Origin of the sequence: Bacillus sp. SIMBA_026 (genome assembly GCF_046535335.1) — a bacterium.
Taxonomy (GTDB): domain Bacteria; phylum Bacillota; class Bacilli; order Bacillales; family Bacillaceae; genus Bacillus; species Bacillus velezensis.
This window is the reverse complement of the sequence record NZ_JAWRWX010000001.1, coordinates 766,667-780,870: the sequence shown is the minus strand read 5'-3', so window position 1 is coordinate 780,870 and position 14,204 is coordinate 766,667. Positions and strand designations below refer to the sequence as shown.

General features: G+C 45.9%; 15 protein-coding genes. All 15 read right to left on the bottom strand.

From position 1 onward, the window contains the following. Positions 1 to 48: 48 nt before the first annotated feature. Positions 49 to 1,743 (bottom strand): proline--tRNA ligase, encoded by a 1,695-nt coding sequence (gene proS / locus SB847_RS03970; protein WP_130570995.1) that lies wholly within the window; start codon positions 1,741 to 1,743, stop codon positions 49 to 51. A gap of 31 nt (positions 1,744 to 1,774) precedes the next feature. Beyond that, complete coding sequence (rseP, locus tag SB847_RS03965) at positions 1,775 to 3,043, bottom strand: RIP metalloprotease RseP (RefSeq protein ID WP_007611459.1); 1,269 nt, start codon at positions 3,041 to 3,043, stop codon at positions 1,775 to 1,777. A gap of 6 nt (positions 3,044 to 3,049) precedes the next feature. After that, positions 3,050 to 4,201: a 1-deoxy-D-xylulose-5-phosphate reductoisomerase gene (gene dxr / locus SB847_RS03960; protein ID WP_410562235.1), complete on the bottom strand. Its 1,152-nt coding sequence runs from the start codon at positions 4,199 to 4,201 to the stop codon at positions 3,050 to 3,052. A gap of 55 nt (positions 4,202 to 4,256) precedes the next feature. Continuing rightward, positions 4,257 to 5,054: a phosphatidate cytidylyltransferase gene (locus SB847_RS03955; RefSeq protein ID WP_007409796.1), complete on the bottom strand. Its 798-nt coding sequence runs from the start codon at positions 5,052 to 5,054 to the stop codon at positions 4,257 to 4,259. 3 nt (positions 5,055 to 5,057) lie between these two features. Further along, on the bottom strand, positions 5,058 to 5,840 hold the full coding sequence (uppS, locus tag SB847_RS03950) for an undecaprenyl pyrophosphate synthase (RefSeq protein ID WP_007409795.1): 783 nt from the start codon (positions 5,838 to 5,840) through the stop codon (positions 5,058 to 5,060). 125 nt (positions 5,841 to 5,965) lie between these two features. Next, positions 5,966 to 6,523, bottom strand: a complete 558-nt coding sequence (frr, locus tag SB847_RS03945; protein ID WP_003154212.1) for a ribosome recycling factor — start codon at positions 6,521 to 6,523, stop codon at positions 5,966 to 5,968. Between the two features lie 2 nt (positions 6,524 to 6,525). Further along, positions 6,526 to 7,248, bottom strand: coding sequence for a UMP kinase (gene pyrH / locus SB847_RS03940; protein ID WP_003154213.1), 723 nt, complete (start codon positions 7,246 to 7,248; stop codon positions 6,526 to 6,528). A gap of 145 nt (positions 7,249 to 7,393) precedes the next feature. After that, entirely contained in the window at positions 7,394 to 8,275 is an 882-nt protein-coding gene (gene tsf, locus SB847_RS03935; RefSeq protein ID WP_007611455.1) for a translation elongation factor Ts, read from the bottom strand. A gap of 99 nt (positions 8,276 to 8,374) precedes the next feature. Further along, positions 8,375 to 9,115 (bottom strand): 30S ribosomal protein S2, encoded by a 741-nt coding sequence (gene rpsB, locus SB847_RS03930; RefSeq protein WP_007611453.1) that lies wholly within the window; start codon positions 9,113 to 9,115, stop codon positions 8,375 to 8,377. Positions 9,116 to 9,258: 143 nt separating this feature from the next. Then, complete coding sequence (locus SB847_RS03925; RefSeq protein ID WP_410562241.1) at positions 9,259 to 9,726, bottom strand: DUF6115 domain-containing protein; 468 nt, start codon at positions 9,724 to 9,726, stop codon at positions 9,259 to 9,261. 27 nt (positions 9,727 to 9,753) lie between these two features. Then, a complete protein-coding gene (gene sigD / locus SB847_RS03920) occupies positions 9,754 to 10,518 on the bottom strand; it encodes an RNA polymerase sigma-28 factor SigD (RefSeq protein ID WP_003154217.1) in 765 nt (254 codons plus the stop codon). Positions 10,519 to 10,544: 26 nt separating this feature from the next. Further along, entirely contained in the window at positions 10,545 to 11,045 is a 501-nt protein-coding gene (cheD, locus tag SB847_RS03915) for a chemoreceptor glutamine deamidase CheD (RefSeq protein WP_410562245.1), read from the bottom strand. Further along, positions 11,042 to 11,671: a CheY-P phosphatase CheC gene (gene cheC, locus SB847_RS03910; RefSeq protein ID WP_003154222.1), complete on the bottom strand. Its 630-nt coding sequence runs from the start codon at positions 11,669 to 11,671 to the stop codon at positions 11,042 to 11,044. Before cheC ends, cheD begins: the two co-directional genes overlap by 4 nt. Before the next feature lie 15 nt (positions 11,672 to 11,686). Then, a complete protein-coding gene (gene cheW / locus SB847_RS03905) occupies positions 11,687 to 12,160 on the bottom strand; it encodes a chemotaxis protein CheW (RefSeq protein ID WP_003154225.1) in 474 nt (157 codons plus the stop codon). Between the two features lie 22 nt (positions 12,161 to 12,182). Continuing rightward, positions 12,183 to 14,201, bottom strand: a complete 2,019-nt coding sequence (gene cheA / locus SB847_RS03900; protein ID WP_410562248.1) for a chemotaxis protein CheA — start codon at positions 14,199 to 14,201, stop codon at positions 12,183 to 12,185. Between the last annotated feature and the right edge of the window lie 3 nt (positions 14,202 to 14,204).

Genomic DNA, 14,204 nt, shown 5'->3' with positions numbered 1-14,204 from the left:
TTCTTTTTTCTCTATTTTAACATGATTTTGTATGATTCGTTATGGTGATTACTTCGTCTTGATAAATTCAGAAAGCTCATCCACTGAAACTTCGGCAGATTCACCGGTTTTGCGGATTTTCACTTCTACGATGCCTTCATCGGCACGTTTTCCGACAGTGATACGGATCGGAAGGCCGATCAGATCAGAATCAGCAAACTTCACGCCTGCGCGTTCAGCGCGGTCATCGTATAATACCTCATAACCTTCCGCCTGGAATTTGCCGTAAAGCTGTTCAGCAAGCTCTTTTTGCGCTTCGTTTTTCATATTCAGCGCCAAAATATGAAGATCATACGGAGCAACGCTTTTCGGCCAGATCAAGCCTTTTTCGTCGTGATGCTGTTCAGCGATGGCTGAAAGCGTTCTGGACACGCCGATTCCGTAACATCCCATCAGCATCGGCTGCGCACGCCCGTTCTCATCAAGGTATGTCGCATTCATCGCTTCAGAGTAACGCGTGCCGAGTTTAAAGACTTGTCCGACCTCAATCCCTTCAGCGAAACGGATCGTGCCTTTTCCGTCAGGTGACGGATCGCCTTCCTGAATGATTCGAAGATCGGCATATGCTTTTACTGACGCGTCACGTTCGATGTTTACGTTTCGGTAATGACGGTCTTTTTCATTCGCGCCGCTAACGGCGTTTACCATTACTTTTACGGCTTGGTCGGCATAAATCTCAATGTCGCCGGCAGCGCCGATCGGCCCCGCAAATCCCGGCTCCGTGCCAAGTTTCTCTGCTACTTCTTCATGAGACGCAAGCTCAACCACTTCCGCGTTCAGAAGGTTTTTCACTTTCACGTCATTGACCTCATGATCGCCTCTTACTAACACGAGAACAAATCGGTCATCCGCTTTAAACAGCATTGATTTGATGCAGGCGCTCGGCTCGATCTGCAAGAACGAAGCGAGCTCTTCAATGCTTTTGACATTCGGCGTATCAATTTTCTCCAATGCCTCGGGTGTTTCATCTGACGGCTCGCTGTTCATGACAACTTCCGCCATTTCCGTATTGGCTGCGTAAGAGGATCCATCGGAATAAGCGATGGTATCTTCCCCTATTTCAGAAAGAGCCATAAATTCATGCGTGTCTTTTCCGCCCATCGCGCCCGAGTCGGCAATAACGGGACGGACGTTTAATTCACAGCGTGCGAAAATGCTGCTGTATGCGTCGTACATGTTTTGGTATGTTTCCTCCAGACTTTCTTCAGAAGCATGGAAAGAATACGCATCTTTCATGATGAATTCGCGTCCGCGCAATAACCCGAAACGCGGGCGTTTTTCATCTCTGAATTTAGACTGGATCTGGTAAAGAGTGAGCGGCAGACGCTTATAAGATTTCACCTCATCGCGCACGAGAGAAGTAATGACTTCTTCATGTGTCGCGCCTAAAGCAAATTCACGGCCGTGGCGGTCTTTCAGACGCATTAATTCAGGCCCGTACGTATACCACCTGCCTGATTCCTGCCATGTTTCAGCCTGCTGAAGGGCCGGCATCAGCATTTCCACCGCGTTGATTTTTTCCATTTCTTCACGCACGATCTTCTGAATGTTTTGAATGACCCTGTAAGCCAGGGGCATGTAGCTGTAAACCCCGCTCGTATTTTGTCTGATAAATCCCGCTCTCAGCAGAAGCTTATGGCTTTTTGCTTCAGCATCAGCCGGCACTTCTCTCAGGGTCGGAATAAGCGTCAAACTTTGTCTCATGTCTTCGCACCTCTGATTTTTTACTAGTCAATTATAAGAATAAACGCTGGATATCGTTCCATGTGACAACCAGCATAAGAAGCATTAAGAAAGCTACGCCGATAAATACAACAAATGCTTCCTTGTCACGGTTTATCGGCTTGCCGCGGATTGCTTCAATGAATAAAAACAGCAGCCGCCCGCCGTCAAGCGCCGGTATCGGCAGCAGGTTGACAATTCCCAGGTTGATGCTTAAAAACGCCGCAAACTGGAATAGGTTGATAATACCGGTTTTTGCAACTTGATCCGTCATATCATAAATGCCGACAGGACCCGAAAGCATATCAAGCTTAAACTGGCCTGTCACAAGTTTGCTCAGATTGGTCAGGATCGCTTTTGTGACATCAACGGTAGATGTCGCGCCGTAGGCAATCGCTGCAAGCGCGCCTTTTTCAGTCGGCGCATAAGAGCCGAAGCGGCCGATTGTTTTTTTATTTTCATCTTTTACAGCTTCAGGTGTAACCGAGATATGAAACGATTTGCCGTCCCGTTTGACGGCGACATCGATTTTTTTTCCGGGATTTTCTTTTACCGCTGTCACGATGTCGGTCCATGACCTCATTTTTTCACCGTTAATGCTCTGGATATAGTCGCCTTCTTTTAAACCGGCAGCCGCTGCGCGTCCATTGTCTGTCAGCTTCCCGAGCTCAGGCTGATTCGAAGGCACGCCTTGAATGAATCCAAGCATGACGAGAATGACATACGCTAAGATGAAGTTCATTATCGGACCGGCAGCAATCGCCTTAATCCGCTTCCATACGGGTTTAGACCCAAATTGTCGATTGTAAGGCGCAATCTGCACTTCTTCTCCGTCTACGATAAAAAAGGAGGTCTGACTGACAGTAAAGCCCGCCAGTTCATCTTCTTTCCCCTGCTCGTACCCGGTAATCTTCATTTCGTGCTCAAGATCAGCCGTCTCCACCTCGATAATTAAAGCGTCGGGATATTTTTCCTTTTGATTAATGATGACTTTTTCCACTTCGTCATCTTTATTAAAAAGAAGCCCGACGGTATAACCGGGTTTGACTTCGATCATCTCCGGGTCTTCACCGGCCATGCGGACGAACCCGCCGACCGGAAGGAGTCTGATCGTATACACGGTTTCATTCTTTTTAAATGAAAAGATTTTAGGGCCGAAGCCGATCGCAAATTCACGGCAAAGGATTCCCGCTCTTTGGGCGAGCAATAAATGCCCCAGCTCATGGAAAAAAACGAGCGTTCCGAAAATAATAATAAACGCGATAACTGTATTCACGAACATACCACCTTATGTGAGTATTGAATTAACGTATCCCCGGGTGTCTTTGTCCACTTCTTGGATATCCGCAAGACTCGGATCCTGAATTACGCTGTGGCGGTCCAATGCTTTTTCAATCAGGTCCTCAATCGATAAGAATGAAATCCGTCCGGCAAGAAAAGCGGCAACGGCTTCTTCGTTGGCCGCATTTAAAACCGTCGGCATCGTTCCCCCTATTTTACCTGATTCAAAGGCAAATTGTAAGCAGCGGAACCTTTCAAAGTCAGCTTTCACAAAATGGAGGCTTCCGATCTCCCATAATTCAAGCCTTTTTGTTTCAGGCAGAGGCAGTCGGTCCGGATATGTCAGCGCATATTGAATCGGCACCCTCATGTCCGGATTTCCGAGCTGGGCGATGACGCTTCTGTCGTGAAATTCAACCATCGAATGAATGATGCTCTCCTTATGTAATACAACGTCAATCTGTTCATACGGAATGTCAAACAGCCAATGCGCCTCAATGACTTCAAGTCCTTTATTCATCATTGTAGCTGAGTCAATCGTAATTTTTGCGCCCATCGACCAGTTCGGGTGGTTAAGGGCGTCGGCAATCGTTACAGACTCAAGCTCCTGCCGCGTTTTATCTCTGAAACTGCCGCCGGATGCCGTAATGATCAGGCGCTCGATATTTTTGCTCTGTTCGCCTTGCAGCGCTTGAAAAATAGCGGAATGTTCGCTGTCGACCGGAAGAAGAGGAACACCGTATCGTTTTGCGTGTCCTTTCACTATATGCCCGGCAGTGACGAGAGTTTCCTTATTTGCAAGCGCAATTGTTTTTTTCTGTTCAATCGCTTTCAAAGTCGGGATTAAACCGACGCTTCCAAGCAGCGCATTGACCACGATATCCACTTCGTCCATGACTGCCGCTTCAATCAGGCCTTCTTCTCCGATGCCGATTTGACATTCATGAGAAAAAGACGCTTCTTTCACTTTTTGGTATGTATCCATGTCGCCGACTGCTACATATTTCGGCTGAAACGTTCTGATCAACGGGATCGCTTTCTCGGCGTTTTTACCGAAAGTCATCGAGACGAGACGGAACTGATCTTGATGCATGCGCAATACGTCTAACGTCTGCTCCCCTATTGATCCTGTTGCTCCTAAAAGACAAATATTCTTCAAAATGCCACTCCCATTCTATGCGTCCAGATCGGTCTTATTTTCATATTAGCCTTTCTCATGAAAAAAGCGCAAGCAGAAAGTATAAGAACGGCATGACAAACAAAAAGCTGTCAAATCGATCTAAAATGCCGCCGTGCCCGGGAAGGATTTTCCCCGAATCCTTCACATCATAGTGCCGCTTAAGCGCTGATTCAACCAAATCCCCGATCTGTCCGAACACAGACAGAACAAGCGTGATGACCAAAAGAACCGGGTATGAAATCGGAAGGTGCGCAAACAGCTGAAAAACAGCCGTAAAAATAAGGGCGATGACAATACCGCCGAGAAACCCTTCCACTGTTTTGTTGGGGCTGATTTCAGGCCACAGTTTCCGCTTCCCGAGCGACTTTCCGACGAAATATGCGCCTGAGTCCGTTGACCATATGACAACGCAGGCATAAAAGATATACAAAAGCCCGTTTGTTTCAATGTTTCTGATTTCGATAAAATAATGAAAACACAGTCCGATATATACCGTCGCGAGAACGATAAACCCGACTTCGTCAAACGTAAAGGTGTTTTTCACGAGCACCGTATAGCTGAGCAGAATCAATACGGCGAAAATCGTTACTTCCATTTTCGCATCGAAAAAATGATACTTGTCCGGCATCATATACAGCCATAACAACAAGAGGCTGATCAGACCCGGAAAAGAAAAAAATCTGAGCTTTTTCATCCGCAAAAGCTCAAAAAGCGCTATACTTCCCATCACGTAAACAAATACGGTGAACGGCAATCCTCCGAAAATAACCAAAAATAAAAATAGTGCCGCTGCCAGAACACCTGTTAACAATCTTTGTTTCATTTCCACCATCCTCTAAATTCCGCCAAACCTCCGGCCCCGCTGCTGAAATTCTCCCACTGCCTGCAGAAAGTGATCTTCTTTAAAATCGGGCCACAGGACATCTGTAAAAACAAATTCACTGTAAGCCACCTGCCAAAGCATAAAGTTGCTCAATCTGATTTCTCCGCTCGTTCTGATGAGCAGCTCCGGGTCCTGGAGTGATTCTGTCATTAAATGCCCGGAAAAGAGCGCTTCATCAATGTCTTCGATATTCAGCGTGCCGCTTTTCACCTGTTCAGCCAGTGCTTTTGCCGCATTGACGATTTCCGTGCGTCCGCCGTAGTTCAAAGCGAAATTGAGAATCAGCCCGTCATTTTGTTCTGTATCTTTTACGGCCTTCTCAATCGCCCTGTACGTATGAGAAGGGAGCGCGGATTCATCTCCGATAATTTTCACCTGTACATTTTCCTCTATTAATTCAGGAAGATACGTATTCAGGAACTCTTCCGGAAGCTTCATCAAAAAGTCGACTTCCATCTTCGGGCGCTTCCAGTTCTCCGTTGAAAACGCATAAAGAGTCAGAACTTTAACGCCGAGCTGACTTGCGAGCTTTGTCACCCTTTTTACCACTTTCATTCCTTCATGATGTCCTGCAATCCGAGGGAGTGAGCGCTTCTTCGCCCAGCGTCCGTTTCCGTCCATAATAATGGCAATGTGTGCGGGAATTTCACCCTTCAGTATGTCTTCTTTTGTATACCGTTCTAAGTTGGAAGCCGCATTCTGCTGATTCTTCCAATTTTTGAGTATGTTGAGCATGAGATTCCTCCGTCACCCAAAAAGGTTGCGTTGCTGATGATCAATGTAATCAACAGTATTAACAAAAAAACCCCCTGTAAACATGAGAGGGTCTTTTCACATTATCTATTGTACATAGTTTTTCATTAAACTTCCATGATTTCTTTTTCTTTGTCCTTTGTGACACTGTCAATTTTTGACACATATTCATCTGTCAGCTTTTGAACGTCTTCACTGGAAGCACGAAGCTCGTCTTCTGTAATGTCTCCGTTTTTCTCAAGTTTTTTGAGGTCATCGTTGCTGTCACGGCGGACATTACGGACTGCTACTTTCGCTTCTTCCGCGTATTTTTTCACGACTTTGACAAGTTCTTTACGTCTTTCTTCCGTCAGAGCCGGGATCGCGATGCGGATAATTGTGCCGTCACTTGTCGGCGTTACGCCAAGATCAGCTTTCAGGATCGCTTTTTCAATATCGCCGATTGCCGTTTTGTCATACGGTGTGACAACAAGCATACGCGCTTCAGGCACATTGATGGAAGACAGCTGGTTTAAAGGTGTTTGGGCACCGTAGTATTCTACTGTCACTTTATCCAATAGAGATGGGTTGGCACGTCCTGCGCGGACTGACGCCAATTCGCGTGAATAAGCGGCAACCGCTTTTTCCATGCGTTCTTTTGTTTGTGTTAATACTTCGTTTGACAACGTTATTTCCCCCTTACGATCGTTCCGATTGATTCGCCGATTACGGCACGCTTAATATTTCCTTCTTCCATAATAGAAAAGACGATCAGCGGAATATCATTATCCATACATAGTGAAGAAGCCGTAGAATCCATGACTTCCAGCCCGTCTTTTAACACATCGAGATAAGATAATTTTTCGTATTTAACGGCTGACTCATCTTTTCTCGGATCAGCATTATACACACCGTCGACATTATTTTTCGCCATTAAGATCACGTCCGCTTCGATTTCAGCGGCACGCAGCGCTGCGGTTGTGTCCGTAGAGAAATAAGGGTTTCCTGTTCCCGCGGCAAAAATAACAACGCGTTTTTTCTCCAGGTGGCGGATGGCTTTTCTTCTGATGTAAGGCTCAGCGACCTGACGCATTTCAATTGATGTCTGCACTCTGGACTGAATTCCGAGCGTTTCCAGGCTGTCCTGCAGGGCAAGTGAGTTCATGACAGTAGCAAGCATGCCCATATAATCGGCCGTCGCACGGTCCATTCCTAAGTCACTGCCCGTTTTTCCGCGCCATAAGTTGCCGCCGCCTACGACTACGGCCACTTCGACGTCAAGCTCAGCGATTTCTTTTACCTGTTTAGCGATGGATTGGATGACAGTCGGATTAATGCCGTTTCCCTGCTCTCCTGCCAATGCTTCTCCGCTAAGCTTTAAAACGATACGATTGTATTTTGGTTTTTCCATAATAACCTCCAAGTGTAAACATTGCCGTTTCCTATTATGCAAGAGAAAAAAAGGTTTGTAAATATAGTTTTAAAAATAGGGAACACAAGTAGTGTCCCCTATACTGCCTGAAAAGCCGCGAAAGATTCGCCAAGGCTTTCCGCCATTATTTTTTCACTTGGTTCATAACTTCTTCAGCAAAGTTTTCTTGGCGTTTTTCAATACCTTCTCCAACTTCGTAGCGGACGTAAGTTTTAACAGATGCGTTTTTCGCAGCCACAACTTGTTTCACTTTTTCGTCTGGGTTTTTAACGAAAGCTTGGTCTAATAAGCAAATTTCTTCGAAGAATTTGTTCAGACGGCCTTCAACCATTTTAGCTACGATGTTTTCCGGTTTGCCTTCTTGAAGAGCTTGCTGAGTCAGAATCTGACGCTCATGGTTTGCTTCTTCTTCAGACACTTGGTCGCGGGAAATGTAACGAGGGTTTACCGCTGCAACATGCATCGCGATGTCTTTTGCAAGATCTTCGTCAGTTGTTCCGCTAAGAACGGATAATACGCCGATGCGGCCTCCCATGTGAAGATAAGCACCGAACGCTTCGCTGTCTTCTTTTGAAATAACAGCAAAACGGCGAAGAGTGATTTTCTCTCCGATTTTAGCAACGTTGCTTGTGATGTATTCTTCAACAGTAGAACCGTTTTCCATCTTTTGACCCATCGCTTCTTCAAGATCAGCAGGAGCGTTTGCAAGAAGGTGGTCAGCAAGCGTGTTCAGAAGCTCTTTGAAGCCTTCGTTTTTCGCAACGAAATCAGTTTCAGAGTTTACTTCTAAGATAACGCCTTTGTTGCCGTCAGTTTTAATAAGAGTAGAACCTTCAGCAGCGATACGGTCAGCTTTTTTAGCCGCTTTCGCAATTCCTTTTTCTCTCAGAAGGTCGATTGCTTTGTCCATATCTCCGTCAGTTTCAGTCAATGCTTTTTTACAGTCCATCATACCAGCGCCTGTTTTTTGACGCAGTTCTTTTACCTGCTGTGCAGTAATAGCCATTTGAATTCCTCCTTATATGTGTAAACAAGATATGTATAGATACATTTTTCTTGAAAAAAGGTGATAAAAGGCAGTCCCTCTTATCACCTTTTGATTAGGTTACGCAGTTGTCGTTTCTGTTTCAGGTGCAGTCTCTTCAGCAGCTTCCGCTTCTTCTTCGCCTTGCTTCGCTTCAAGAATAGCATCTGCCATTTTAGAAGTAAGAAGTTTGACAGCGCGGATTGCGTCATCGTTTGCAGGGATTACGACATCAATTTCATCAGGATCACAGTTTGTATCTACGATTCCGATGATAGGAATGTTCAATTTGTGAGCTTCCGCAACAGCGATGCGCTCTTTGCGAGGATCGATGATGAATAATGCATCAGGAAGATCCTTCATGTCTTTAATTCCGCCGAGGAATTTTTCAAGACGCTCTAATTCTTTTTTCAATTGAACAACTTCTTTTTTCGGAAGTACTTCAAATGTACCGTTTTCTTGCATTTTCTCGATGTCTTTCAGACGCTTAATGCGTTTTTGGATTGTTTCGAAGTTTGTCAGTGTACCGCCCAACCAGCGTTGGTTGACATAGTACATGCCAGAGCGTACAGCTTCTTCTTTAACAGAATCCTGAGCTTGTTTTTTTGTGCCGACGAAAAGGATTTTTCCGCCTTCAGCAGCAAGGTTTTTCGTGAAGTTGTAAGCTTCCTCTACTTTTTTCACTGTTTTTTGAAGGTCAATGATGTAGATTCCGTTACGCTCCGTGAAAATGTAACGCTTCATTTTTGGGTTCCAGCGGCGTGTTTGGTGGCCGAAGTGAACACCAGCTTCAAGCAATTGTTTCATAGAAATAACTGACATGTGATTTCCTCCTAATAAAATGGTTTTTTTCCTCCGCTTAGGTCATTTTTGTGCAGAACTGCCGTTTGCAGCACCCTCTGCATAAATCGTTAAGCGTGTGTATTTAACACCAAGACATAATATAACACAGCTTTATGCGACAATCAAGAATCCTTTACAGCTTTGCCGCGAAATTTTAAAAACAGCTCGATTTCTGTCTTTCCGCTCTGCATCCGTTTGGCGATTTCCGCGGGGGTGAGCCCTTGTTCATATAATTCTGAAACACGTTCTTCAAACGAATGCGCGCCCCTGTTTTCGTCACTTTCAGCCCGTTCCGTTGCACTGATAAGCTTTTCCATGTGGTTCGGAATATCAGGCTCTTCTTTCGGTTCCGCCAGGGGTTCGGCGTCTTCTGCGTCCGGCGCTTGACGGCTTTTTGCGTCTTCGAGTCTTTCATTTTCTTCTTTCAGCTCAAGCAGAAACGCTGCAAGGGTGTTTTCCGTCTCTTCAAGAATCTTCTTCTGCTGGCGCTCCGTCTCCTTGAGGGCTGAAAACCTCGTGTACAGAATAATGACGGCATAAAGCAGTACGCCGTGAAGCACAAAGCTTAAAAGCCATAATAGTGTTGACATGTTTTTCACTCGCTAACCATGAGTTCATTATTGAATTACTTTTTCAAGCAGGTGCTTTAATTTAAACAGCGCCTTTGAATGAATCTGTGAAATCCGCGACGTCGAAAGGTTCAGGACTTGTCCGATTTCGGTCAAAGTCAGTTCTTCTTTATAGAATAAACTGACGACAAGCTGCTCTTTTTCAGAGAGCTCGTGAATTTTGCCCGCAAGCTGAGCGATCAGCTCGTCCTTCATGATTTTTTCTTCCGGCGGCACATTTTTGTCATCTCTGATCATCACTTGAATATTCTCACCGTCATCCTGGTCGTGAAGCTTTTCATCAATGGATAAGAGATTGGCAAAAAACCCTTCATTCATCGTTGATACTACGTCCTGCTCCGTCATCCCCAGCTCTTCTGCGATCTCTGAAGGCGTCACATTCCGAAGGTAGCGCTGTTCAAGTTTTTCGATCGCCGCTTCGACTTTTTTTGTCTTCTCCCGTGAAGTTCTGGGCAGCCAATCTTCTTTACGCAGCCCGTCGATGATTGCACCGCGAATTCTAAACGAGGCATAGGTATCAAATTTTAAATCCCGGCCGGGGTCAAATTTTTCCAGGGCATCATATAAACCAAGCATACCAAGGCTCATTAGATCGTCTTTATGCACCGATTTCGGCAGTCCGACGGAAATTCTGCCGACATGATATGTGACCAGCGGCATGTAACGGCGCATTAAATCATCACCGGCTTTAGGATCTTTCCACTCTTTCCAGCGCGACCAAAGCACCTGATCTTCATAATTCAAGGATTGCATTGTTATCCCCCTACCTCATACCTTTATTAAATCGTTGTTTCACCTTGTTTAACAGTTCGAATGTGCAGCATGCAGGACTTTGGCTCAAATTCAATCGTCCGGCCGCTTGAGCCGCCCGTATCTTCACTGATGATCGGAATGTTATACAATGAAAGCTGCTCTTTGATGGCCGCTACATTCCTCGGACCGATTTTCATCAGGTCGTTCGTCATTTTAAACTTAAACATCTCCGCTCCCCCGGCGAGTTTTGCCTTCAGGGCAAACTTGCGGCAGCCGGCTTTCAAAAGCATATCAATCGTCATCTTAACGGCGGTGTCCGCGTATTTTGCACGGTTGAGCTCCGCCGTTTTTGATAAACCGGAGTCCGGCAGCATGACGTGAACGAGTCCTGCCGTTTGTTTGTCTTTATCGTATAAAACCAGCCCCACGCATGAACCGAGTCCCGAGGTTCGGATTTTATCCGGGTAACGCGCGACTTGAACATCCGCAATCCCCACTTTAACGACTGCGGCTTCCGCACGGCTCATAAAGCCGCACCCAATGAGACGAAGAGCTTTTCAAAAGAATCATAGTCCGGGAGCATAAACATGTGAGCTTTGAGCTCCTGCCGGCTGCCCTGGTCAAAAATAGAAGTATCCACGACAATGGCATGCTCTCCGACTTGGCTGAGTTCCATCAGCCCTTCACTGATAACCGCGCCGAACATATCAAGTGAGATTTCCGGCACGCTTGGGTAAATCTCAAGCTTCGTCAAATCAGCCAATGCCGTTAAATAGGAACCTGCTAAAATATTGCCGAACTCATGTAAAGCAGAAGAACTCAAATGATCTTCGCCCAACTGGTCAATATCAAAATCCGGATTTCCGATCAGCTCTCTGATAAACTGTTCCGCCTGATGGAAAGGCATGATGAGAAAGATAGAGCCGGTCATGTCGCCTTCCATTCTTAAAAAGATACTGGCGACCGGCGTTTCAGCCCCGCCGAAAAAATCAGCGAGCTCATCAAATGTCAATAAAGTCGCAAACGGCACTTCCATGTCTATCTTTCTGTTCAGCAGCTGAGCCATTGCAGAAGCCGAGTGACCCGCCCCGATATTTCCGACTTCCCGCAAAATATCCATCTGCTCTTCTTTGATCGCTTCAAACTTACTCATGTTGTCTTTTCCCCTTTAAGCATTAGGCTCTCCGGACGCAGATGCCGAAGCACCTTTATCCAGTACCGCATGCGCATCGATAATATTGAGGAGCCTGTTATCTTGCTTGACGATCTGTTTAATCCACACATCCGTTTCCTTTGTCTGGCTTTCAGGCGCGGATTCGATTTCATTTTCATGCACGGTGATGACGTCATTGGCCTCATCCACGACCCATCCGACATCAGCGTCACGGTAAGAAATGATGATAATCCGAGTCTCTTCTGTGATGTCCTGTTCAGGCTGATTCAGACGTTTTCTTAAATCAAGAACCGGGGTAATCACTCCGCGCAGATTGATAACGCCGCGGATATAAGATTCCACACCCGGGACCCTCGTCGGTTTTTGCCACTTTTCAATTGATTTCACCTGGGAAACTGAGATAGCGTATTCTTTCCCGTTTATCATAAACACAATCATTTTTTCACCTGTTTTGATTTCAGCAGTCATTCGGGCACCTCCTCGTGTCGTTTTAGTAGATCAGCGCATTACAATCAATAATCAGCGCCACTTCTCCGTTTCCGAGAATCGTAGCGCCGGAAATCGCAAAGACGTTCGTTAAATAGTCGCCGAGTGATTTCAGTACGACTTCCTGCTGTCCGATAAAAGAGTCCACGACAAAAGCAGTGGATTTATCGCCCTTTTTCACGACGATTACATGGAACTGATCGGCATCCTGTTTTGAATCCGTAATGCCGAATTCTTTTTTCAGATAGACGATCGGAACGATTTGGCCTCTGAAATCAATCACTTCTCTGTCATGCGTCTGCAGGATATCTTTCTTATCAATAACAGCCGTCTCTATAATAGAAGAAATTGGTATCGCAAACGTCTCTTCTTCCAGTTTAATGAGAAGAACGGATATAATTGAAAGTGTCAGCGGAAGCTGGATACTGAAAAGAGAACCTTGGCCTTCCGCGGATTTGACACTGACAGAGCCGCCGAGTGATTCGAGTTTATTTTTTACGACATCCAGGCCGACGCCCCGCCCTGAAATGTCAGAAATTTGATCGGCAGTCGAGAAGCCCGGAGCAAAAATAAGCTCGTAAATCTCATTATCTTCAAGCGTTTCAGCATCACGTTCGGTGATTACACTCCGCTCGAGCGCTTTTTCAAGAATTTTCTTTCTGTTCAGGCCGGCTCCGTCATCTTCAACCTCAATAAAGACGTGGTTGCCGCTGTGATATGCCTTAAGCACGACATGGCCAGATTCCGGTTTTCCTTTATTCACCCGCACTTCAGGCGATTCAATGCCGTGATCGATGCTGTTTCTGATTAAATGGACAAGCGGATCGCCGATTTCATCAATCACCGTGCGGTCCAGCTCCGTTTCAGCTCCGATGATGGACAATTCGATCTTCTTGTTTAATTCCTTTTGAAGCTGGCGGATCATTCTCGGGAAACGATTAAAGACGGTTTCTACCGGCACCATCCGCATATTAAGAATAATAGACTGAAGGTCGCCCGAGATTCTGGTCAGGCGTTCAACGGTTTCAGTCAGCTCATTGTGGTCAAGCTCCTTGGCGATCTGCTCAAGACGTCCGCGGTCAATGACAAGTTCTTCAAAAAGGTTCATTGAAGAATCCAGTCTTTCAATGTTGACGCGAATCGTTTTCGAGCCGCTGTGATGCTTCGGCTGTTCTTCCGTTTTCGCTTGCGGCTTAGGCTGTTTCTCAGCCTTTTTAACCGGATCTTCCTTCACCGGTTCAGCCGCTTGCGGTTTTTCGGCCGTTTTTAACGGAGCACCGGCAGAAATTTCGACATTCTCCACTTCTGAAATGCCGCTGATGAGTTCTTTAATTTCTTCAGCAGGCTGCTTTGTCAAGAAACACACCTGAAAATCCGTTCCGAAATCTTCCGTCTCAAGCACTTCCGCGGCGGGTATCGTTTTTGCGACTTCCCCGGCTTCATTCAGCTTTTCAAATATCATGTACACGCGCACGGCTTTGAGCATGCAGCTTTCATTCAGGGAAACCGTTATTTCATAGCGGCTGAATCCTTGCTCTTCCGCCTCTTCAATAACAGTCCGTTCGAACTCATCATAATTCCATTCAGTTGAAGCCTGTTGTTTTGAAGCCGGCGGTTCTGCTGTTTCGGCTGAAGCCGCAGTCTCATGCACCGCATTTACGTCGAGCTTCGCACTCACTTCAGAAATATCACGTTTGCCGTCTCCACCGTCAATAATGGACTGCACCATCTCTTCAAGATGATCAAGCGCTTCAAACAGCACGTCCAGCCAATCCGATGTAACTGGCATTTCTCCATTGCGGATAGCGTCCAGCACATTTTCCATCAGGTGGGTTAAATGCGCCAGATCTGTATATCCCATCGTTGCGCTCATGCCTTTCAGCGTATGGGCAGCTCTGAAGATGTCATGCACAAGCTGAAGGTCTGCCGGATCTTTTTCCAACAGCAGCAGCTTTTCGTTACATGTCTGTAAGTGCTCTTTACTTTCATCAATAAAGACATCTAAATATTGATTCATATCCAATTG

Coding starts and splice junctions, on each gene's coding strand:
- proS (WP_130570995.1), bottom strand. CDS start 1,743: ATGAGACAAAGTTTGACGCTTATTCCGACCCTGAGAGAAGTGCCGGCT.
- rseP (WP_007611459.1), bottom strand. CDS start 3,043: ATGTTCGTGAATACAGTTATCGCGTTTATTATTATTTTCGGAACGCTC.
- SB847_RS03955 (WP_007409796.1), bottom strand. CDS start 5,054: ATGGTGGAAATGAAACAAAGATTGTTAACAGGTGTTCTGGCAGCGGCA.
- uppS (WP_007409795.1), bottom strand. CDS start 5,840: ATGCTCAACATACTCAAAAATTGGAAGAATCAGCAGAATGCGGCTTCC.
- pyrH (WP_003154213.1), bottom strand. CDS start 7,248: ATGGAAAAACCAAAATACAATCGTATCGTTTTAAAGCTTAGCGGAGAA.
- tsf (WP_007611455.1), bottom strand. CDS start 8,275: ATGGCTATTACTGCACAGCAGGTAAAAGAACTGCGTCAAAAAACAGGC.
- rpsB (WP_007611453.1), bottom strand. CDS start 9,115: ATGTCAGTTATTTCTATGAAACAATTGCTTGAAGCTGGTGTTCACTTC.
- SB847_RS03925 (WP_410562241.1), bottom strand. CDS start 9,726: ATGTCAACACTATTATGGCTTTTAAGCTTTGTGCTTCACGGCGTACTG.
- sigD (WP_003154217.1), bottom strand. CDS start 10,518: ATGCAATCCTTGAATTATGAAGATCAGGTGCTTTGGTCGCGCTGGAAA.
- cheD (WP_410562245.1), bottom strand. CDS start 11,045: ATGAGCCGTGCGGAAGCCGCAGTCGTTAAAGTGGGGATTGCGGATGTT.
- cheC (WP_003154222.1), bottom strand. CDS start 11,671: ATGAGTAAGTTTGAAGCGATCAAAGAAGAGCAGATGGATATTTTGCGG.
- cheW (WP_003154225.1), bottom strand. CDS start 12,160: ATGACTGCTGAAATCAAAACAGGTGAAAAAATGATTGTGTTTATGATA.